This window comes from Metabacillus kandeliae, assembly GCF_021166585.1.
Classification (GTDB): Bacteria; Bacillota; Bacilli; order Bacillales; family Bacillaceae; genus Metabacillus_B; species Metabacillus_B kandeliae.
On the sequence record NZ_JAJOZE010000001.1, the window covers coordinates 400,208 to 422,226 of the forward strand.

At 46.5% G+C, this 22,019-nt stretch carries 18 protein-coding genes; all 18 read left to right on the forward strand.

The features are described 5' to 3' along the window. Nucleotides 1–165: 165 nt before the first annotated feature. The 18 genes from LRR81_RS01905 to dtd all read left to right on the forward strand — a co-directional run bounded on the left by LRR81_RS01905 (nt 166) and on the right by dtd (nt 21,980). On the forward strand, nt 166–2,247 hold the full coding sequence (locus LRR81_RS01905) for a heparinase II/III domain-containing protein (protein WP_231787606.1): 2,082 nt from the start codon (nt 166–168) through the stop codon (nt 2,245–2,247). Nucleotides 2,248–2,274: 27 nt separating this feature from the next. Next, nucleotides 2,275–2,877, forward strand: a complete 603-nt coding sequence (locus LRR81_RS01910; RefSeq protein WP_231787607.1) for a YesL family protein — start codon at nt 2,275–2,277, stop codon at nt 2,875–2,877. Nucleotides 2,878–2,931: 54 nt separating this feature from the next. After that, nucleotides 2,932–3,903: an ABC transporter permease gene (locus LRR81_RS01915; RefSeq protein WP_408631575.1), complete on the forward strand. Its 972-nt coding sequence runs from the start codon at nt 2,932–2,934 to the stop codon at nt 3,901–3,903. Nucleotides 3,904–3,933: 30 nt separating this feature from the next. Beyond that, nucleotides 3,934–4,809, forward strand: coding sequence for a carbohydrate ABC transporter permease (locus LRR81_RS01920; protein ID WP_231787608.1), 876 nt, complete (start codon nt 3,934–3,936; stop codon nt 4,807–4,809). Between the two features lie 49 nt (nt 4,810–4,858). Continuing rightward, nucleotides 4,859–6,409 carry an extracellular solute-binding protein gene (locus tag LRR81_RS01925; RefSeq protein WP_231787609.1) on the forward strand — a complete coding sequence of 517 codons (1,551 nt, stop codon included), beginning with the start codon at nt 4,859–4,861 and terminating at the stop codon, nt 6,407–6,409. 85 nt (nt 6,410–6,494) lie between these two features. Next, a complete protein-coding gene (locus LRR81_RS01930; RefSeq protein WP_231787610.1) occupies nt 6,495–7,397 on the forward strand; it encodes a Gfo/Idh/MocA family oxidoreductase in 903 nt (300 codons plus the stop codon). Nucleotides 7,398–7,416: 19 nt separating this feature from the next. Further along, nucleotides 7,417–9,111, forward strand: coding sequence for a polysaccharide deacetylase family protein (locus LRR81_RS01935; protein WP_231787611.1), 1,695 nt, complete (start codon nt 7,417–7,419; stop codon nt 9,109–9,111). Between the two features lie 16 nt (nt 9,112–9,127). Next, nucleotides 9,128–10,378 carry a DegT/DnrJ/EryC1/StrS family aminotransferase gene (locus LRR81_RS01940; RefSeq protein WP_231787612.1) on the forward strand — a complete coding sequence of 417 codons (1,251 nt, stop codon included), beginning with the start codon at nt 9,128–9,130 and terminating at the stop codon, nt 10,376–10,378. Beyond that, a complete protein-coding gene (locus LRR81_RS01945) occupies nt 10,375–11,391 on the forward strand; it encodes an NAD-dependent epimerase/dehydratase family protein (protein WP_231787613.1) in 1,017 nt (338 codons plus the stop codon). Before LRR81_RS01940 ends, LRR81_RS01945 begins: the two co-directional genes overlap by 4 nt. Then, entirely contained in the window at nt 11,392–12,444 is a 1,053-nt protein-coding gene (locus LRR81_RS01950) for a dihydrodipicolinate synthase family protein (protein WP_231787614.1), read from the forward strand. It abuts the gene before it with no gap. Nucleotides 12,445–12,459: 15 nt separating this feature from the next. Continuing rightward, complete coding sequence (locus LRR81_RS01955; RefSeq protein ID WP_231787615.1) at nt 12,460–13,320, forward strand: class II fructose-bisphosphate aldolase; 861 nt, start codon at nt 12,460–12,462, stop codon at nt 13,318–13,320. Further along, on the forward strand, nt 13,317–14,243 hold the full coding sequence (locus tag LRR81_RS01960) for a 1-phosphofructokinase family hexose kinase (RefSeq protein ID WP_231787616.1): 927 nt from the start codon (nt 13,317–13,319) through the stop codon (nt 14,241–14,243). The genes LRR81_RS01955 and LRR81_RS01960 overlap by 4 nt, the downstream gene beginning before the upstream one ends. A 13-nt stretch (nt 14,244–14,256) precedes the next feature. Beyond that, nucleotides 14,257–15,312 (forward strand): SIS domain-containing protein, encoded by a 1,056-nt coding sequence (locus LRR81_RS01965; protein ID WP_231787617.1) that lies wholly within the window; start codon nt 14,257–14,259, stop codon nt 15,310–15,312. Further along, a complete protein-coding gene (locus tag LRR81_RS01970) occupies nt 15,309–16,217 on the forward strand; it encodes an ROK family protein (RefSeq protein ID WP_231787618.1) in 909 nt (302 codons plus the stop codon). The genes LRR81_RS01965 and LRR81_RS01970 overlap by 4 nt, the downstream gene beginning before the upstream one ends. A 68-nt stretch (nt 16,218–16,285) precedes the next feature. Continuing rightward, on the forward strand, nt 16,286–18,619 hold the full coding sequence (recJ, locus tag LRR81_RS01975) for a single-stranded-DNA-specific exonuclease RecJ (RefSeq protein WP_231787619.1): 2,334 nt from the start codon (nt 16,286–16,288) through the stop codon (nt 18,617–18,619). Nucleotides 18,620–18,635: 16 nt separating this feature from the next. After that, nucleotides 18,636–19,148: an adenine phosphoribosyltransferase gene (locus tag LRR81_RS01980; protein ID WP_231787620.1), complete on the forward strand. Its 513-nt coding sequence runs from the start codon at nt 18,636–18,638 to the stop codon at nt 19,146–19,148. Nucleotides 19,149–19,323: 175 nt separating this feature from the next. Next, the gene (locus tag LRR81_RS01985; protein WP_231787621.1) at nt 19,324–21,522 is read left to right on the forward strand and encodes a RelA/SpoT family protein; all 2,199 of its coding nucleotides are present in this window, start codon (nt 19,324–19,326) and stop codon (nt 21,520–21,522) included. A gap of 14 nt (nt 21,523–21,536) precedes the next feature. Continuing rightward, nucleotides 21,537–21,980: a D-aminoacyl-tRNA deacylase gene (gene dtd / locus LRR81_RS01990; RefSeq protein ID WP_231787622.1), complete on the forward strand. Its 444-nt coding sequence runs from the start codon at nt 21,537–21,539 to the stop codon at nt 21,978–21,980. Nucleotides 21,981–22,019 lie beyond the last annotated feature (39 nt).

Here is a 22,019-nt window from a genome sequence, read left to right on the forward strand (position 1 = left end):
TCTGCATCATACAGGACTTACGATTCTTCTTTTACAGAATATTCCGTTTTTTGTATTGAAAGAGTCTGTAAATTGTGATAATTTTTAGGTGTGGCCAAGAATTGGAATGTTTTTCTATTTAATGTCATATACAAGTTAAATACAGGTATGCAAAGGGGAGCTGCTATGATTGAAGTATTAGATCTTCCTCTCATTGAAGCAGGTGAAGAAGCAGAACTGTTTGTTTTTCATAATGAAAAAAGAATCAGTGTCACCCCTGTGATTAAAAACCCCGGGATTGTTTCCTGGAAAAATGGAGCCGTAAAAGGGGAAAAACCGGGGACTGCGGAAATAGCCATAACCTGTCAAAATGAAACAGTTTTGAAAAAGATCAAGGTCCTTTCTAAACAGCAAAAATTAAATGTAAGCGCTTTAAAAAAACGTCCCAGAATCCTTTTTAAAGAAAATGCAGTTACCGAAATTAGGAACAATCTCCAGCATTATCTGGACGCATGGGGCGCTTTTCTCTCAAGAGCCAATCAATTTGCAGAAGAAACTTCCTTTTTAGTCACATATGGCAATGCTCCTGACAGAATACAGGTTAAACTCCCCCTCAAGCAGCTTCCAGCAAGAAAAAGCCCTAAAGGCTATGTGGATTATCCCTTTTGGACCATGTTTTCAAGAGCTGTGGAGGAACGGATACAGGACCTGTCCATTGCCTGGACTTTAACTGGTGCTTCCATCTATGCCGAAAAGGCGAAAGAGCTGATGCTCGGCCTCGCAGAATTTACAAGATGGTACGAATACCCAAAGAGAGGCGCTGAGGGGAATTTAAGCAATGCTCATTTTCTGATGGGTCAGGCGATAGGCTATGACACTCTCTATTCCATTCTTGCTCCAGCAGAAAAAGAGAAAATCAAAAATTCCATTGTGACACATGGTTTAAGGCCGCTTGCAGCTGATCTTAATAACATGGACACCCACAACATTATTTGTTCCAAGCAATGTGCCATCATGCTTGGCGCTCTTGCTATAAGAGATGAATATCCCCATGCGGAAAAATACATAGCAGGCGCTCATCATTATTTAACATCTTACCTTGATGAAAGAATAGATACGCCTGAGACAGAGGGCCTGCTCTATACGGCTGCAGCCTGCAAGCATATCATGATCGCTGCTGCAGCGTTCAAGAGGGCGGCAGATGATGACTCGCTGATTATGCATCCTTATTTAGCAAACGTTTTGCCGGAGCAATTTATTTACTTTATGGCTCCCGGCAAGAAAGCATCCTTTGCTAATTTTTCAGACTCCGGCCACAGCATCCATATTGCTCCAATCATGGGAGCACTGGCAGATGTGAACCAGGATCCTGTTTCTAAGTGGTTTTTGGAAAAATATGTTCCTGATGACAGCAGAAGCTTCCTTTACCGAAAAAACAGTGAACCAGCTCTTGCTCCTTCAGAAGTCTTTGAAAAACCTTATGTAAAATCCCTTCCGATAGGGTGGGCGTGCATAAGAAGCGGCTGGGGCGACGCGGATCATATGCTTGCTGTTTGCTCCAGTTCATCCAAGCGGGACCACAATCACTTTGACCAAAATCATTTCATCCTGAATGCCGGCGGAGAGTGGCTCATAACAGATCCAGGCTACCAGGACTACAGGCCTGGTCCGAGAAGCCAGTTTACCTTGGGCAGCAAGGGGCACAACACCCTTTTAATCAATGGGGAAGGGCAATGTACAAGAGGCGGAGGCAGAATTTCTTCTGTCAGGAAAGGCAATAAGGCTGTTCTCATAAAGGCAGTTGCTGATGATTGCTATGGAGGAAGGCTGCACAGCTTTACAAGGAGCATTATAGGACATGAATCAGGGTTTTATATCCTGTTTGACTCTATAGAAAAAAGGAGCCGGGGGGATAAAGCGGTTCTTTTGTTCAACAGCACACAGGCTTTTTTATCAGCAGACGGAACGCCATTAAAAACCGGAAGCACTGCCGGACGGCAGATCACGATCGCAGGAGAAAATCATGCAGCAGATCTAATCTTTCCGCAGAAAGATGCTGAACTTAAATTAGTGAAGCAAAGAGGAGCTCTGGATCATGAAAAAGCAGTTTCCGCTGCCGCAGATGAACTGCTTGTTACCATCATTGTTCCCCGAATCAGCAAGCAGCCATCGCCGTTCAGATTTGAATGGCATGAAAAGGAGAACTGCCTTTGGTTTCAGAGAGAAGGGAAACAAGAGATAGAGAAAATAGAGTTACCGCTCCATTAATTCATACCCATTAGGAGGGCTGCAGGAATGACAGGAGTCTTTGGGAGACTTGGCACAGTGTTTGATTTTTTAGTAAAGCTATCCTATTTAAATGTTTTATGTCTTTTCTATTCCCTGCTCGGCGGATTTTTTCTTGGCATCTTTCCGGCAATGGCGGCGGCGATGACTGTGCTGCCGGGTGTTTGCCGGAATGAGGATCTGAAAATTGGAACGGAATTTAAAAAAGCTGCTATCTTGCATTTCAAAAAAGCTAATCAATTAGGCTGGCTGTTTAGTATTCTGCTGTTCATTCTTTATGTTGATTTTGGGTTTTTCCGCTCGTTTGGAAGCATTGCAGCATTAGCAGCTTCATACGTTTGCTTTATCCTGATGGCTGTTCTGTTTTTCTCTTTGCTTTTCGCTATCCCGCTTCTTGTGAATTATGGAGGAAGCGTCATTTCCTGTTTGAAGAACAGTATAAAACTAACACTTGGTTTCCCTTTGCTGACTCTGTCTGCCGCAATTTGCCTGTCAGCTGCCCTGCTGCTGTTTCTGGCAGCGCCTGGACTGCTTCCAATGCTTGCTTTCAGCCTGCCATTTTGCGCTATTCAATTTTTATGCAGCCGCCAGTTCAGGAAGCTGGCTTCCTAAACCAGCCGGTTTTGCATACAAGTTAAATACCTGTATTCGATAGGAGGGAACAGAATGGAAAATCAGCCGGCAAATGCGCTCCCGCCTGCTGCAAGAGCTGTTAACGCGCCAAAGCCGTCTCTTGCGGCGAGGGTCAAAAGGCATTTGCATAAGGAAAGGTATCTGTATTTACTGATGCTGCCTGGCATTCTGTATTTTCTGGTTTATAAATACATTCCGATGTTCGGGCTTGTGATCGCGTTTAAGGACTACAATCCGTTTCAGGGAATTTGGGGCAGTCCTTGGGCAGGCTTTAAACATTTTCAGACGATTTTTTCGAGCAAGGAAGTTGTGCAGGTTATCTGGAACACGCTCAGTATTTCGTTTTTGCAAATACTCTTTGCTTTTCCCGTTCCGATTGTTCTGGCATTAATGCTGAATGAAGCCCGCAGCAGCGTGTTTAAGCGGCTGATTCAGTCCGTGATATACCTTCCCCACTTTTTATCATGGGTGGTTGTAGCAGGCATTACCGTTATTTTTCTGAGAAGCGAAGGCTTGATCAACACCATGCTCCAAACAATCGGTATACAGGGGATTCCATTCTTAACAGATCCCCGTTTTTTCCAGCCGCTTATTGTGCTGCAGGTGATCTGGAAAGAAGCAGGCTGGGGGACAATCATTTTCCTTGCTGCACTGGCCGGGATCAATCCGCAGCTGTATGAAGCTGCTGTGATGGATGGAGCTGGAAGGCTGAAGCAAATCTGGCATATCACGCTTCCTGCCTTAAAAAGCACGATCATCCTTCTTTTTATTCTCAGGCTTGGCAATGTACTGGATACAGGGTTTGAACAAATCTTCCTGATGCTGAATCCATTTAATATGCCGATCGGCAATGTTCTGGATACCTTCGTTTATTTTAAAGGGATTCAGCAGGCGGATTATGGGTTTGCGACAGCTGTCGGGCTGTTTAAAGGAGCTGTTGGTCTCGTCCTGGTCGTCATAGCGAATAAGCTTGCAAAAAGATTCGGGGAAGATGGACTGTATTGATTACCTGCAAAGAAGGGAGAGTGAAGCAAAATGCACAGGCAGTCGGCACCCGAGAGGCTGTTAAGCAGCCTGAATTATATTCTTTTGTTTTTGATAGGGGCATTAATGATTTTTCCGTTTCTTTATATTTTTTCTGTTTCTTTTTCCTCGCTGTCTGATTATATGAGCAATGATCTTCTTCTGTGGCCAAAGCATTGGGTAGCAGATGCTTATTCCTACATCCTGAGCAGCAAAAATTTTATCCGCTCCCTGGGGGTTACGGTGTTTATCACCGTTGCCGGTACAATCGTCAATTTGTTTTTTACCGCCACCATGGCTTACGCGCTCTCAAGACCTGTGAAAGGCCAGCGGGTTCTCCTGTTCTTCGTTCTATTTACCATCCTGTTTAATGCGGGAATGATTCCGACTTACCTCATTGTCAAAGCAACAGGGCTTTTGAATACGCTTTGGGCATTAATTATCCCTTCAGCCATCAGCCCGTTTTACCTCATCGTCATGCGCCAGTTTTTTGCAAGCATTCCTGAAGAGCTGCACGACGCAGCTGTAATGGACGGGGCAAATGAAATTCAAATTTTCTGGAAAGTGGTGCTGCCGCTTTCGAAGCCCGCTCTTGCAGCATTCGGCCTGTTTTACGCTGTTCTACATTGGAACAATTATTTTGCCGGCATTCTTTATCTGAACGATCCGGCGCTTTGGCCCATTCAGGTTGTATTGAGGCAGATTGTGCTCGTTAATGAGCCGAATGCTGCGCTGGGAAGCTCTGCACAGCTGCTTGAGAATCCGCCGCCGCCTGAAACCATCCAAATGGCAGCCATTCTGCTTGCGACACTGCCGATTCTTCTCGTGTATCCGTTTCTTCAAAAGCATTTTGCAAAAGGGGTGATGCTTGGATCAGTAAAAGGGTGAGGGTGCTATAGGAAAACTGGAAGCCAAAAAGATAAGCGGAGGGGAAAAAATGAAAGCAATGCGATTGAGTGCAGTACTTTTATCAGCTCTTGTCGTAGCGGGAGGGTGTTCCTCAAATCAAACAGGGGGAACGAAGGAAATCAAAGATGATCCAAATAAAACCTATAAGATTACCGCGATTGATTACCGCTTTGGCGATCCGCCCCCAAAAGACGGTGCTGGACTGAAGATGATCAACGAGAGGTTTCACGTTGATTATCAGCCTCAGTTTGTTCCGCAGGCCGACTACAAAGAAAAACTGTCTGCTGTTGTGGCGTCTGGAGATATTCCTGATATTACAGGATTTGAAGCGGCAGATAACCGGTATTCAAAGTGGGCCGGACAAGGAGCATTCCTGCCGCTTGATGACTATATCAAAAAATATGATTCTTTTAAAAATGTTCCTTCTTACGTTTGGGATGCCATGAAAGTGAATGGCAAAATATACGGCATTCCTACCTATTATCCTATTTATGATCTGACACCGGTGATCAGGAAAGACTGGCTTGATAAGCTTGGCCTGAAAATGCCCCAAAATTATGAAGAGCTGATGAAAACGGCAGAAGCTTTCACAAATAACGATCCTGACGGGGACGGCAAAAAAGATACGTATGGCTTTGCGATGGGGCAGAACATTAACCCTGATTATGACATGGGCGCCTATTGGAACAGCGACGTCTGGCTTCATAAAAACAAAGACGGCAAGTATATTCCGGGATTAATTTCAGATGCAAGGAAGGAATTGATCCAAAACTTTCAAAAGCTTTACAAGGAAAATGCCATCACAAAGGATTACGCCGTTTTATCCTGGCCTGATACCAATAAGGAATTCTTTTCAGGAAAAGCAGGCATCTTTCTAGGGGCGCCCCGCGGAATGGCAGACCCTTATATGGACGGCCTCCTAAAGCTTGATCCTGGTGCAAAGCTTGCTCCGATTCCTCCTTTCAAAGATCCGGAAGGGCATACAGGGTATGCTGCAACAACCGGATATGGAGGCATTACAGCGATTTCTGCCAAAATTGCGGATGATCCGCAAAAGCTTGACCGAATTCTGAAGATGATCGATTTTGGAAGAAAGTTTTATCCAAGAAATGAACGAAATGCGAAAAATGCGGATTTTGACTGGTGGTGGGGCCATGAAGGAAAGGGCTACACAACGGTTGATGGCAACGCACAGCTTGTTCCAAACTTTGCAAATGATGGTTTAACGCCGTCCACCTATTTTGTTGACAACGCGATGTGGGCTCCGAGTGATGATGCGAATGAGTTTGCTAAGGATTACAAAAATCCGGTGCTGAAGCAGCTGGCACAGGAACTCGAGAACATGCACAAAAATTCAAATCATTACTTGAACCCCGTGAACGGACTGGTTTCAGAAACAGCACAGCAAAAAAAGGATGAACTGAATCAGTATTTGTATGATGAACAAACAAAAATGATCTCAGGGCAGCGGCCGATTTCCGAATGGGACCAAATGGTGAAGGAATTCCTAAACAGAGGCGGACAGCAAATGATTGATGAATACAACAGTCAAATCAAAGACAAGAATTATTGGAAATAGAACAGAAAGGAGAGGAGGCTTATGGCCTTCTCTCAATAGAAGTTGAACAGTCCTGTATACTACCTGTCTACAAAAGGAGGGAGTAATGGAAGACTTAAAGGTCTGCTTAATTGGGCTTGATACCTCGCATGCTGAAATATTTGCGCGTTTGATTTCAGACGGGCACGATTCAAATAAACTTAAAGGAGTAAGAATAACGGCTGCTTATCCTGGGGGATCTCATGATTTTCCAAGAAGCAGAGACCGTGTTGAAAAGTATGTGCAAATAGTAAGCGAAACATATCAAGTGCCGATCGTCTCCTTGCCGGAAGAAGCTGCAGAGGCAGCTGATGCGATAATCATGACTGCAGTTGATGGGCGTGCCCATGAAGAGCTTTTTGAAAAGGTCTCCGGGTTTCGAAAGCCTGTGTTCATTGACAAGCCGTTTGCCGTCAATACAGGATCAGCCAGAAGGATGGTTCAGCGTGCAGAGGACTTAGGAGTACCGCTCATGAGCAGCTCTGCTCTTCGGTTTGATGACACGCTGAACAGCCTGCTTGAAAGCGAAGAAGAGGGAGTGTCCGGTGCAGACTGCTTTGGACCGATGGAGCTTGAGCCGATGCAGCCAGGACTTTTCTGGTATGGCATCCATTCAGCTGAAATGCTGTACAGCATCATGGGAAAAGGCTGCAGACGGGTTTTCGCCGACTATGCGAAGAGCACTGAGCACGTGATCGCAGAATGGGATGATGGGAGAACCGGCACGATCAGAGGTACAAGAAGCGGACACGGCTTTTTTGGGGCGCTCGTTCATTTTGAAACAAAGCCGGCATTTGTTGAAGTTCAAAAAACAGCCAGATCCTACTATGCCTCCCTGCTGGAACAAATTCTTTCATTTTTTTGCACTGGAAGCCCTGTTCCGCCGCTTGATGAAACCCTTGAAATCATTCGTTTCATTGAAGCGGCAAATGAAAGCAGAAATGAAGGAGGCAAGTGGATTTGCCTTTAATGAAAGGTGGGGAAAAAACATGGCAATGGCTGCACTCGGCCTTCTGATTGACCGAATGGAAGCTGAAAGAAGATGGGAGCACAATGAAAACGTCTTTTCTTATTTTTTACAGGAACTGCTGGAGCAAAAAGGAATCCCATACAGCCTGGTAGAGTCAGTGGAGGAAAATCTCGAAGACTATGATCTTCTTATTTGCGGTTTGGCGGAAAACAGTGAAGATGCTTGTTTTAAGCTTGCCGCATATGCAGGCAATGGAGGAAGCCTGATCAATTTTTCAGATTCAGAGAAACTCGCAGCCCTCTTTCAGTGCAAAGTGGAAAATGCTTGCAAGGGATATGCTTTTTTGCCGGATTTTTTTGAACAGCCGGTCCCTCTCCGCTATTTGAGAGGAAACATTTGGCGGAGAGAGGAACCCTCTGCCATGGCAGAGGGGGAGCTGAAAGCGGAAAAGCCTGATGGAGAACTGAAAGGCAGTGTTCTGGAAAAGCTCCCGTTCGGGAGAGGGACCCTTTGGCACTGGAATGTGGATATCCCTTCAACAATTGTCCTGCTTCAGCAAGGGCTGAAGCCTGTAACAGAAGACGGCATTCCGGCTCCTGACGGGACGGCTGACATTGATGAAGGCTTGCTTAAGGCTGATGATGGATTCGCCCTGGATTGGGAGACAGATCGGTTTCTGACGCCATCAGGCATGCCCTACTTTGCCCATCCATATGCCGATTATTGGAGAGAAGCTTTATACAGAAACCTTTTTCATGCCGCGGCAGACAAAGGGCTTTCCCTCCCGTTTGTCAGCCAATGGCCTGATGGCACAAGCCATGTCGCCATCATTTCGCATGACAGCGATGGCAATTCAGATGAAGCGGCCCTTGAAACAGCAGCGGTTTTGAAAGCAGCAGGGGTGAAAACGACATGGTGCATGCTGGAGCCCGGCTACAGCGGTCAAATATACAGCCTCCTGAAAAAAGAAGGGCATGAAATTGCCTTTCATTACAATGCATTAGAAGCTGAGCAGGGTGTGTGGGGAAGGGAAGCATTCCGAACTCAGCTGTACTGGCTGAAAAAAGCGGCCGGCATTCTAAGGGCTGTCAGCAATAAAAATCATTACACCCTCTTTGAAGGCTGGAGCAGCCTGTACTCATGGTGTGACGAAACAGGGATTGAGCTTGATCAGTCAAGAGGACCGAGCAAAAAAGGGAATATCGGTTTTTTGTTTGGAACGTGTTTTCCGTACAGGCCGATTGATTGGCATACAGGCCAAAACAGACTTTTTCATGTTCTGGAGCTTGGATTTCTCACACAGGATTTGAATCATCATGCCCTTGCTGACACTACTGTGATCGCTCCCTTTTTAAAAACAGTCAGGCATCTCGGCGGCGCGGCTCACTTTCTTTTTCATCAAAACCATATTTATGAACAGCCTGCAGTCAAAGAAGCGATTAAGGAAGTCATCCAAAAAGCGAAGGAAGAAGGCTTCGAATTCTGGACCTCTGAAAAAATTAACAGCTGGGAGAGAAAGAAACGGAGCATTTCCATCCATGCTGTTACCCATGATTTTCAGCCGCTTGCTGAAAATACGGAGGAAGCGGGAGGGGCAGTGATTTATACGCCATTGCCTTACGGCTGTGCTGACAAGGGATTGGCGCTTGAAAAAAAATATGGTCTTCCTTGCATCAGAACAGTGCTGATGGAGAATAAGGCTCAATCGATCTAAACAGGGAGGAGATGGAATGGAACAGCCAGCTATGCTTGGAGGACCAAAAGCGAAAACAGTGCCCTTTGGCTCGGGCAAACGCTTCGGCAGGGAAGAAGCTGATGAACTGCTGGAGGCGCTCCAGCAGGGAACGCTGTTTTACCATTTTGGCGAAAAAGTAAAAACATTTCTTTCAGATTTTAATAAGCTTTACGGCATATCAGCAAGTGTTGCCGCTTCTTCAGGAACAGCTGCGCTTCATACAGCGCTCGGAGCTGCCGGAATTACTGTCGGCGATGAGGTGATTACAAGTCCGATTACAGACCAGGGGACGATAGTCGGGGTTCTCTACCAAAATGCCATTCCAGTCTTTGCGGATCTTGAGCCTCATTCTTTTAATCTCTCGCCAGAAGCCATTGAAAAGAAAATCACCAGCCGGACGAAAGCGATTATTGCGGTCCATCTTGCCGGAAATCCATGCCGGATGGATGAGATCCTGTCCATCGCAAAAAAGCACCGCCTGATTGTCATTGAAGATTGCGCTCAGAGCTATTTGGCCAAGTACAAAGGCAAGCTTACTGGGACTCTCGGAGATTACGGCTGCTTCAGCACAAACGATTTTAAGCACATCTCTACAGGAGACGGCGGCATCATTACGGTCAACTACGGCTCTCGTGAAGACTACGAAAGAGTTCACGCTTTTGCAGACAAAAATTATTCCAGGTTTGAAAGCAATGTGACAAGAGAGCCCAGTCACCTTGCACCAAACTACCGGATGACAGAGCTTCAGGGCGCAGTAGGGATCGCCCAGCTGAAAAAACTGCCCTGGATCTGCAGAAAGCGGAACGAACTTGGAACACTGCTGACAGACAGATTAAAAGGATTAACAGGAATCACCCCGATGGAAATAGAGGAAAACAGCGAATGTACTTACTGGTTCTATATGTTCCGGATCGACTTGGAAGAGCTGGGCTGCACGAGAGAGGAATTTTCTGAGTTTCTGAGAGAAGAAGGAATACCGAATCAGGCAGGATACATTCCGAAACCTCTTTATCTCACACCCCTCTTTCAAAGAAAAGAAGCTTACCCTGGAAGCACCTTTCCGTTTCATTTATCAGATGTTTCCTATCAGGAAGGCAGCTGTCCCAACGCGGAAGAAATTTTAAAAACAGCAATCAAGCTGCCGATGAGCGAATTTTTTACACAGCAGGATATGGAAGAAACCGCTGCCGGAATAAATAAAGCTGCACACTATTTTACTTGCAGCAGGAGGGCTGAAAAAGCATGAAAACTGTTGAAGAGCTGGAAGAACGGCTGTCAGAGCCAAGTGAAGCGCTGATTGAGGACATATGCAGGCTGGATGGTGATCTTTTAATCCTCGGAGCAGGAGGGAAAATGGGTCCGAGTCTTGCGAAGCTTGCAGCAAGGGCAGTAAGGAAATCAGGGATTCAGAAAAAAGTAACGGCTGTGTCCCGTTTTACGAATACGGCAGCAAGAGAAGAGCTCGAACAGGCAGGAGTAGAAACCATTGCGGCAGATTTGCTGGAAGAAGATCAGCTTAAGCGCCTGCCGGATTGCCAAAATGTTATCTATATGGCAGGCCATAAATTCGGTACTTCAGGCAATGAATCGTTCACATGGATGATGAATGCTTATACAGCAGGGAGAGCAGCTGAAAAATACAAGAACTCGAGAATAGCCGTCTTTTCTACCGGCAATGTTTACCCGCTTACCCCTGCAGCAGGCGGCGGTGCGAGGGAGGAGACGAAGCCTGGTCCTGTCGGTGAGTATGCCCAGTCGTGCCTCGGAAGGGAAAGAATCATGGAGCACTTTTCCAAAAGTAACGGCACGCCGATCGTGTTTTTCAGGCTGAATTACGCCAATGATCTGCGCTATGGGGTTTTGCTTGAAATTGCGAAAGCTGTAAAAAATGAAAAACCGCTGGATCTTTCCATGGGCTATGTGAATGTGATCTGGCAGGGAGACGCCAATGAAATGGCGATCAGATCGCTCCTGCATGCCTCAAGTCCGCCGGCCGTTTTAAATGTGACAGGTCCTGAAACGCTTTCTGTCAGAGCTGCAGCAGAATACTTTGCCGAAAAGTTTAACAAGAAGCCTGTTTTTGAAGGGACGGAACAGGATACCGCCTTGCTGAGCAATGCAGGCAAAGCATTTCAGCTTTTCGGCTATCCGTCGGTGACCCTTCTGAAAATGATGGACTGGACAGCAGACTGGCTGCTTGCAGACGGAATTCAAGTGAACAAGCCGACCCATTTTCAGGAAAGAGAAGGAGCTTTTTAAATGACTGTCACGCTGAAGGAAGAACTGAAAAAGATTCTTCACGAAGGAATTGTCATCCCGGCCCACCCCCTTGCCCTCACCGGAAATCGGCAGCTGGACGAAGAGAAACAAAGAGCCTTAACAAATTACTATCTTTCATCAGGAGCCGGAGGAGCAGCGGTTGGGGTGCATACAACCCAATTTGAAATAAGAGAAGCAGGTCTTTATGAAAGGGTGCTTGCTCTCGCAGCTGAAGAAATAAAGAACAGAGAAAGCGGAAGGCCATTTATTAAGATTGCCGGAATATGCGGCCCTGCCAGCCAGGCTGCAAAGGAAGCGGAAACTGCCGTAAAACTCGGCTATGATCTTGGACTTTTAAGCCTTGGAGGGCTGAATGAGAAAACGGAAGAAGAATTGCTCTTTCATGTGAAGGAGATTGCTTCCATTCTTCCTGTTTTCGGTTTTTATTTGCAGCCTTCTGTCGGCGGCAGAATCTTAAGCTATTCCTTTTGGAGGGAATTTGCCGAAATTCCAAATGTGATGGCTGTTAAAATGGCCCCCTTTAACCGCTACCAGACACTGGATGTGGCAAGGGCTGTCTGCGAGTCGTCCAGAAGAGATGAAATTGCCCTCTATACAGGGAACGATGACAGCATTGTATTTGATCTGTTAACAACCTTTCAGTTTATAGTCAATGGCCGGCCTGTCCGGAAAACGATCTCTGGAGGATTGCTTGGACAATGGGCTGTCTGGACGGGAAAAGCCGTTCAGCTTCTTGAAAAAATCAAAAAATATAAACAGAATCAGGATCGTTTTCCTTCAGAACTGACGGAACTTGCCTGGCAGCTGACAGATGCGAATGCCGCTATATTTGATGCTGCAAATTCCTTCAAAGGCTGCATCCCTGGCATCCATGAGGTTTTAAGGCTGCAAGGGCTGCTTGACGGGATATGGTGCCTTGACCTTGAAGAGACCCTTTCTCCAGGCCAGAAGGAAGAAATTCGGCGGATAATGGCAGCTTATCCGCATCTTGCAGATGAGGTGCAAAAGAGAGAGCAGGCAGAAGCAGATTAGAAGGAGGGACCATTCATGGGGCTATGTTCATCAAAAGAGATGATAAAAGAGGCCAGTAAAAACAAAAAAGGGGTTTGCGCTTTTGCTGTGCACCACTTTGAAATGATGAAAGGGGTTCTTGCAGCAGCTGAGGAGGAAAATGTACCGGTGATTCTTCAAACAACGCCGGCAACGATCCTCTATCTTGGCATTCCTTACATTGTTCAGTCTGTCCGGGTGCTCGCCGACAGCGTGCAGATTCCTGTTGCATTGCATCTTGATCATGGCGACAGTTTTGAAACAGTTATGGCCTGCATCAGAGGGGGCTATACATCTGTAATGATAGACGGTTCGCATTTGAGCTTTGAAGAAAATATTGCCCTTGTGAAAAAAACCGTTGATGCCTGCAGGCCAGTCGGCATTCCGGTAGAAGCGGAGCTTGGTTCGATTTTCCGGAATGAAGAAGAGGAAGATATGCGGGGAGGAGAAAACCGCTATTTCACTGATCCTGAGCTTGCAGGCGAGTTCGCCGTCAGAACAGGGATCGATTTTCTTGCTCCAGCCTTTGGGACGATTCATGGCGAATACAAAAAACCGCCAAGCCTTGACTATGGCAGGATAGAGAGAATAGCCCAACTGACTAAGCTGCCGCTTGTGATGCACGGAGCTTCAGGCTTATCTGATGATGCGATGAAAAAAGCTGCAGAATGCGGAATCAGCAAGGTAAACTTTTCGACTGAATTAAAAATGGCGTTTGCAGAAGAGCTGAGGAGTTTTTTGCTTTCTCATGAAAAGGAATGTGATCCGCGAAAATATTTTTTAACAGCCCGCGAAAAGGTCAAGGAAATCGCAGGGCGAAAAATGGCCCTCCTTTTCAAAAAAGAGGCGCTTCAGTGATTACAGCCGTTACGCTGAATGCTGCGATTGATAAAACCTATGTGATGAAGTCCTTTCACAGGAACCGGGCAAACAGAGTGGAGAAATGCTTTATAGAGCCCGGCGGAAAAGGCACCAATGCGGCAAAGGTTCTCCATGCTCTTGGTGCTGACATAACAGCAAGCGGCTTCGCAGGCGGCAGAAACGGGGAGCTCATGAAGCAGCTGTTAGATGAGAAAGGCATTCCTCATTCATTTTCTCCGCTGCCTGGTGAAACAAGAACATGTCTTTCGATCGTCACAGAGGCGGAAGAAAATGAGCAGACAGAGCTCCTGGAAAGCGGTCCATCTGCTGATGAAGAATCATGGGAAGCGTGCAAAAAAATGCTGGCTGCCCTTTTTGCCAAAAGCGAGTTTGCTGCTTTGTCAGGGAGCCTCCCCGGGAATCTCGCGCCTGAAAGCTATGCGGAGCTCGTGGTGCTTGCAAAGGCGCATGGCTGCAAAGCGGTCCTTGATGCAGGGGGAGCCGCGCTTGCGCTAGGTATTGCAGCAGGACCTTATATGATTAAGCCGAATCTGCACGAGTACTTGGAATACGTTCAGGAAAAAACGTTTGAGCTGGAAAAATTCCGATTCTTTTCGAGCACGCTTCACGAAAAAGGAACCTCTTATGTTTGCGTAACACTTGGGAAGATGGGAGCTGTTTTATCGTTTAATGGCAGCCTTTATCAAATCGGGGCGCTGGATATCAGGGCAAAGAGCGCTGTCGGCAGCGGGGATGCATTTTTAGCAGGATTTCTGTTCGCTTTATCAAGGAATGAAGATCCCTTAGCGTGCCTGAGGCATGCTTCTGCAGCAGCCGCTGCAAATGCGCTTGAATATACAGCAGGAACCGTCAACAGGAAGACATTTCAAACACTGCTTCAAGAAGCAGTATGCAAATAAGGGGGCAGCAAAAATGAGAGAATGCTATACCGTTAAAGAAATTCTTCAGCAGGACGCTCTTATTGAAAAAACGAGGAAACTGATGAGCGGGAAGTCCTTTCATCCTGTTCAGGAGTCAGAGCATTACGTTTTTACAGGCTGCGGCACTTCTTTTTATATCGCCCACAGCGCTGCGAAATTTTTTCAAAGCTTAACAGGCGTGACGGCTGATGCTGTTCCAGCTTCAGAGCTTCTCTTATATCCTGAAAATATTCTGCCTGAAAACAAAAACACGAAAGTGATTGCCATTTCCCGGTCCGGCACAACAACAGAAGTGGCAGAGGCTGTAAACAGCCTTGCCGAAAGAATCAACGTGTCAGTGCTTGCTGTTACCTGTAATGAACAATCGCCAATGATTGCAGCAGCACATGAAAGCATCGTTCTTTCCCACATAGAAGAAAAAAGCGTCGTCATGACGGGCTCTTTTACATGCATGCTGTATGCCCTGCAGCTATATGCAGCCAAACTGGCAAACAGCAAAGAGGCGCTCCTTCAGCTGGAACAGGCAGCAGCAGATATGGCGGAGATGGTGAGAGAAGCGGAAGCCGTTAAAAGCCTGGCGGAAAATAAAAGCATTGAAAAGGTGATTTTTCTTGGGTGCGGAGCGTTTCAGGGGGCAGCAAAAGAAGCATGCCTGAAACTGAAAGAAATGACGCAGACCTTTTGCGAAAGCTACTCCACATTGGAATTCCGGCATGGCCCGATTTCCATTACAGATGACCGGACAGCCATTGTCATTCTTGGAAGCAGAAAAACGGAAAAGCTTGACAGGGCGCTGCTGGAAGATGTTAAAAAGCATGGTGCATATACCGTATATATTGGCGGAAACGAGCCGGCCGAAAAGGAAAAAGCTGATCTGGAGCTTCCGGTTCACTCAGCAGCTGATGATGCATGCACGCTAGTATTGTATCTGCCATACCTCCAGATGGCGGCTGCATTAAGGGCGATGGCAATGAACCTTGACCCTGATCAGCCCAGATACTTGAGCCAGGTTGTCACTCTTCCGACAATGAGCATAGGGCAAAAATGAACCTTGCGCTCGGACTTGATATTGGAGGAACGAAAATCGCCTCTGGTCTCGTAGACGAAAGCGGTGCCTGTTTAGGGAAATTGACAGTAAAAAGCGACCCTTCAAGTCCTGAAGCCATGTATGCGCTTGTCAGGGAAGCTGCTGAAAAAGCGATTTTACATGCCCCGGCTGGCGCTCATATTATTGGAGCAGGGGCTGGTGTCCCCGGGAAGCTTGATTTGGAAAAAGGGCTTGCTGTTTTTCAAAATAACCTTCCCTGGCGGCATTTTCCATTAAAAGAAAGGCTGGAGCAAGATTTGAAGCTGCCGGTAACTATGGATAACGACGTCTATATGGCAGCCTTTGCCGAGCACCATGCCCGCAGGATAGACAATAAAAAGACGTTTGTTTATATGACAGTCAGTACAGGCATCTCCTGCTGCATTCTGTACAAAGGGGAGTTTTTCAGAGGAGCAGGCTTTGCAGGAGAAATCGGCTTATCGATTTCAGGAAAAAGTCCGCAGGGTCTCTATCAAACACTTGAAGAAGCAGCTTCCGGCAAGGTTTTCGCCCCTTACGTCCTCTCCAATCAGGAAAAGGGGGAAGTGATTGATAGCCTTCTCGCAGGAGAGGAGCCAGCTGCATCACTTGCGAAAAGCACCATCAGCCATCTGGCGCAGTCCATTTATTCATTGGGCTGTGTCCTTGATCCTCACCTGCTTATCCTTGGAGGAGGAGTCATCATGGAGAACAGCAGGCTGTTAGCCTATCTAGCTCAGGAAATCAAAAGCTATCAAACTCCGGTATCAGAGGAAATAGCAGGAAAGCTCGGAATAGCTCTTCTTGGCAAAGAAGCAGGCTTATGCGGCGCAGGACTGATGTGCCACTCCAAATTGAAGGGAGATGCTGTCCGGCAAGGGCTTTGAGACAGTATGAACAGCGTTTGAAACCCCTCATTTTCTCTAGTATAATAAAGAAATTGAGGGGTGATTTTATGCTGAAGGCAAAAACACGCTGGTCTGTCGCCCATGCAGACCCTGAAAAGGTCCAGGAAATGGCGGATGCGCTGTCTTTAACGCCATTTGTTTCTGCTATGCTTGTGAACCGCGGGATCACTTCAGTTGAAGCAGCAAAAGCTTTTATATATACAGAAAACCAAACGTTTCATGATCCGTTTCTGCTTGAAGGAATGGAAGACGCTGTACAGAGAATCAGGCTTGCGGCTGAACAGGGCGAAAAGGTGTGCATCTATGGAGACTATGATGCGGACGGAGTCAGCAGCACAACTGTGCTTATGACAGCGCTTCGGAAAATTGGAGTGAACGTTCAGTTTTACATACCCAACCGCTTTACAGAAGGCTACGGCCCGAACAAGGATGCTATTTTCAGATTAAAAGAGGATGGCGTTTCTTTAATTATTACCGTTGATACTGGTATTTCAGCAGTCGATGAAGCTGCTTATGCAAAGGAGCTCAGCATCGATTATATTATTACAGATCACCATGAACCGGGACCTGTACTCCCTGAGGCACTCGCGATCATTCATCCAAAAAAGCCAGGGAGCAGATATCCTTTCAAGGAGCTTGCAGGCGTCGGCGTAGCGTTGAAGCTTTCGCACGCTTTATTAGGGGAGGTACCGGAGGAGCTGCTCGAAATTGCAGCGATCGGAACGATTGCCGATCTCGTCCCCCTTGTAGATGAAAACCGGCTGATTGCCCACAGAGGCATCAGGCAGATGCAGAGAACGAGCAGGGCTGGTTTAAAAGCGCTGCTGAACGTTTCATCAGCCAAGCAGGATGACATTAATGAAGAAACAATCGGATTTGCCATCGGCCCCCGCATTAATGCTGCAGGCCGTCTTGAAAATGCAGATCCCGCTGTACAGCTGCTCCTGACGGAGGATATGTCAGAAGCAGTTTTTCTTGCGGAAGAAATAGACAGGCTGAATAAGGAACGGCAGAAAATTGTGGCTGATATCGCCAAAGAAGCGATGCAGCAGGTGGAGGAGCAGTACCCTCCTGAAGAAAATGCTGTTCTGATTGTGGCAAAGGAGGGCTGGAATGCAGGAGTCGTCGGCATTGTAGCCTCAAAGCTTGTTGAAAAATATTACAGGCCGTCCATTGTGCTGTCGGTTGACCCGGATTCAGGAAAAGCAAAGGGATCAGCGAGAAGCATTGAAGGCTTTGACCTGTATGAAAACCTTTCTGAGTGCAGAGACCTGCTGCCGCACTTCGGCGGGCACACAATGGCTGCGGGCATGACGCTGAAAACAGAGGACATTGATGCGCTCCGCAAAAGGCTGAATGAGCAGGCATATAAGGTTTTGTCAGAAGAGGATTTCAAGCCAGTCACCGCTGTTGAAGCTTCCTGCCGGCTGGAGGATATTTCAATTGCTTCCATTGAACAGATGAATAAGCTGGCTCCTTTTGGTGTGAGCAATCCAAAACCAATCATTATGATTGAAGGTGCCGGTTTTGAAGGCATGAGAAAAATTGGCGGGAACCAGACCCATATTAAAATGGCTCTTCAGCAGGAAACGGCTTCCATTGACTGCGTGGGATTCGGCTTTGGATACTTAAAGGAAGAAATGGCGCCCTATGTAAAAGCCTCTTTGATCGGAGAACTCTCTATTAATGAATGGAACAACAGTAAAAAGCCCCAGCTTATGCTGCGGGACATTTCTGTCAGCGAATGGCAGCTTTTTGATTATAGAGGAGCAAGGAAACTCCCTGAGCTGCTTGGGCAAATGGATCAGGATAAATTGGAGCTTATCGCCTTTCAGCCATCAACTAAAAGCTGGCTGAAAGAAATAGGAGTCTCAAAAGAAACAGCATCAGGCCAGATAAATCTGAATGGCAAATTCGCTGTGCTCCTGGATCTTCCTGAACAGCTGGAAGACCTTGAGGCCGTTTTTGCGGGGAGTTTGCCTGAACGGATTTACGCAGTTTTCCGGCAGGATGAGCAGCACTTCTTTTCCACCCTCCCGACAAGAGAACACTTTAAATGGTATTACGCCTTTTTGATGAAAAAGAGCCCTTTTGATGTGCGGAAAAATGGAACAGAGCTTGCTAAATATAAAGGCTGGACAAAAAACACGATCAATTTCATGTCAAAGGTGTTTTTTGAATTGGATTTTGTTACAATAGACGATGGCATGATTTCTGTTAATCGGGAAACATCAAAGCGAGATTTAACTGAATCAGTTACTTATCAAAGGAAAGAAAAACAGCTTGAGCTTGAAAATAAGCTGCTTTATTCTTCCTGCAGCGAACTGAAGTCCTGGTTCGATGACCGCTTACGGCGATCTGCAATGCTTGTTAACGTATGAGGAGGACAAAAGAAGAATGGACTTGAAACAGTATGTAACGATTGTTCCGGATTATCCTAAGCCCGGCATTCAATTTAAGGATATCACCACCCTTATGGACAAAGGGGAAGTGTATAAATACGCGACAGATAAAATTGTAGAATATGCCCGCGAAAGGCAAATCGACCTAGTTGTCGGACCGGAAGCCCGCGGTTTTATCATTGGCTGCCCTGTTGCCTATGCCCTTGAAGCTGGATTTGCTCCTGTCCGCAAGGAAGGAAAACTTCCGCGCGAGGTCATTAAAGTGGAATACGGCCTTGAATACGGCAAAGATGTCCTGACCATCCATAAAGACGCGATTCTGCCAGGACAGCGCGTCTTAATCACAGATGATTTATTGGCAACAGGCGGAACGATCGAAGCGACCATCAATCTTGTAGAAGAGCTTGGAGGAATTGTCGCTGGTATCGCTTTCTTGATTGAACTGAGCTACCTGGACGGCCGCAAGAAGCTTGACGGCTACGATATTATGACGCTGATGAAGTATTGAGATATAGAAAAAAGCACTCCGGAGAGTGCTTTTTTCTATTGGATTTTCTGCAGGAAAGAAGCGCAGTCCGCCCTTCCTGCTTGCCCTTTGGACCTTTCGATCGGTTGCTCTTTACAGATCGAAAAATTTTCTTGATAATAGGTACAATACAGTTTTCACACAAAAAGGTGATTTCATGGCAAATGAACAAGTGCTTACACCAGAACAGGTCATTGAAAAAGCGGGTTCCTATCTCTCTGATGACCATCTGGCATTTATAAAAAGAGCTTACGAATTTGCTGAAGATGCTCATAAGGAGCAATTCCGCAAATCAGGAGAACCATATATTATCCATCCTATTCAAGTAGCCGGCATTCTTGTGGATCTTGAAATGGATCCCTCAACCATCGCCGGTGGCTTTTTGCATGATGTCGTAGAAGACACGGATGTGTCTCTTGAAGACATTCGCGACGCGTTCAGCGAAGAAGTCGCAATGCTGGTTGACGGAGTAACAAAGCTCGGGAAAATTAAATACAAATCCCATGAAGAACAGCAGGCGGAAAATCATCGCAAAATGTTTGTCGCGATGGCCCAGGATATCCGCGTCATTCTGATCAAGCTTGCGGACAGGCTGCATAATATGAGAACGCTCAAGCACCTTCCGCAGGAAAAACAGCGGAGAATTGCGAATGAGACACTGGAAATATTTGCACCGCTTGCCCACCGCCTCGGGATTTCAAGGATAAAATGGGAGCTTGAAGATACTTCCCTCAGATACTTAAATCCCCAGCAGTATTACCGCATTGTGAATTTGATGAAAAAGAAGCGGGCTGAGCGGGAGGAATATCTGGATGAGGTCATCGCAGAAGTCAGGGAACGGGTGAATGAGGTTCACATTCAGGCCGATTTTTCCGGACGTCCAAAGCATATTTACAGCATCTACAGGAAAATGGTGCTGCAGAACAAGCAGTTTAATGAAATTTATGACCTTCTGGCCGTCCGGATTGTCGTAAACAGCATTAAAGACTGCTATGCGGTGCTTGGCATTATTCATACATGCTGGAAGCCGATGCCTGGCCGTTTTAAGGACTATATTGCGATGCCCAAGCCAAACATGTATCAATCCCTTCACACAACCGTCATTGGACCGAAAGGCGATCCGCTTGAGGTGCAGATCCGCACAGTGGAGATGCATACGATTGCTGAATACGGTGTGGCGGCGCATTGGGCTTATAAAGAAGGACGGGAAATGGACGATGATCAGGCGCTTGAAAATAAGCTGACCTGGTTCAGAGAAATCCTGGAATTCCAAAACGATGCAACAAATGCAGAAGAATTCATGGAATCACTGAAAATCGACCTCTTTTCCGATATGGTGTTTGTGTTTACGCCTAAAGGCGATGTCATTGAGCTGCCTTCGGGATCGGTACCGATTGATTTTTCGTACCGCATTCATTCGGAAATCGGAAATAAGACAATCGGCGCCAAAGTAAACGGCAAGATGGTCACGCTTGATTATAAGCTGAAAACGGGTGACATCGTTGAAATTCTGACATCCAAGCATTCATACGGTCCAAGCCAGGACTGGCTGAAGCTTGCGGTTACCTCTCAGGCGAAAAACAAAATCCGTCAATTCTTCAAAAAGCAGCGCAGGGAAGAAAATGTGGAAAAAGGCCGCGAACTCGTTGAAAAAGAAATTAAAAATATGGACTTCAACCTGAAAGAAGTACTTGCAGAAGACAATTTAAAAAGAGTCTGCGAAAAGTTTAATTTTTCCAATGACGAAGATATGTTTGCGGCTGTGGGCTACAACGGCATCACAGCACTTCAGGTTGCCAACAGGCTGACTGAAAAGCTGCGTAAAATCCGCGATAAGGAACAGGAGAAGAAGCTTGAAGAAGTAGTTACAGAAACCAAGGCCTATCCGGCTCCTTCAAGAAAGCGGGATGCAGGGGTGCGGGTCAAAGGAATTGATAATCTCCTGATCCGTCTTTCCAAATGCTGCAATCCTGTTCCAGGTGATGACATTGTCGGCTTTATTACGAAGGGCCGGGGTGTGTCCGTCCACCGCGAGGATTGTCCGAACGTCATGGCAGAAGATGCCCAGGCAAGGCTCATTCCGGTGGAATGGGAGCACCAGCTTGATGGCAGAAAAGAATACAATGTGGAAATTGAAATACTCGGCTATGACCGGAGAGGCCTCTTAAATGAGGTGCTTCAGGCCGTAAACGAAACAAAAACCAATATTTCTTCCGTTTCCGGAAAATCTGACCGCAACAAGGTGGCAACGATCAACATGACCATTTCAATCGGCAATGTCGGCCACCTTCATAAAGTTGTTGAACGGATCAAACAGCTGTCAGATATTTATTCCGTACGAAGAATTATGAACTAAAGGAGCTTACTTCAGTGAAACTTGTCATTCAGCGGGCCAAAAACGCCCAGGTAACGGCAGACGGAAAAGTAACCGGTCAGATTTCACACGGGCTCATGGTACTCGTTGGCGTTACCCATGAAGATACAGAAAAAGATGCGGAATATCTGGCCGATAAAACGGCCAATCTCCGCATCTTTGAAGATGAAAACGAAAAAATGAATTTATCACTTTTGGATATCGGCGGCTCTGTGCTTTCCGTTTCGCAGTTTACCCTTTACGGGGACTGCCGGAAGGGACGCCGGCCAAACTTTATGGAAGCGGCAAAGCCTGATGAAGCAAACACCTTGTATGAAGCCTATAACGAATTTCTGAGAAAGAAAAACATTCAGGTGGAGACAGGTGTATTTGGGGCAATGATGGATGTGTCCTTTACAAATGACGGCCCTGTCACATTAATTCTGGACAGTAAAAATTAACAGGAAAAGCCCTGGTGCTCATGAGAGCACCAGGGCTTT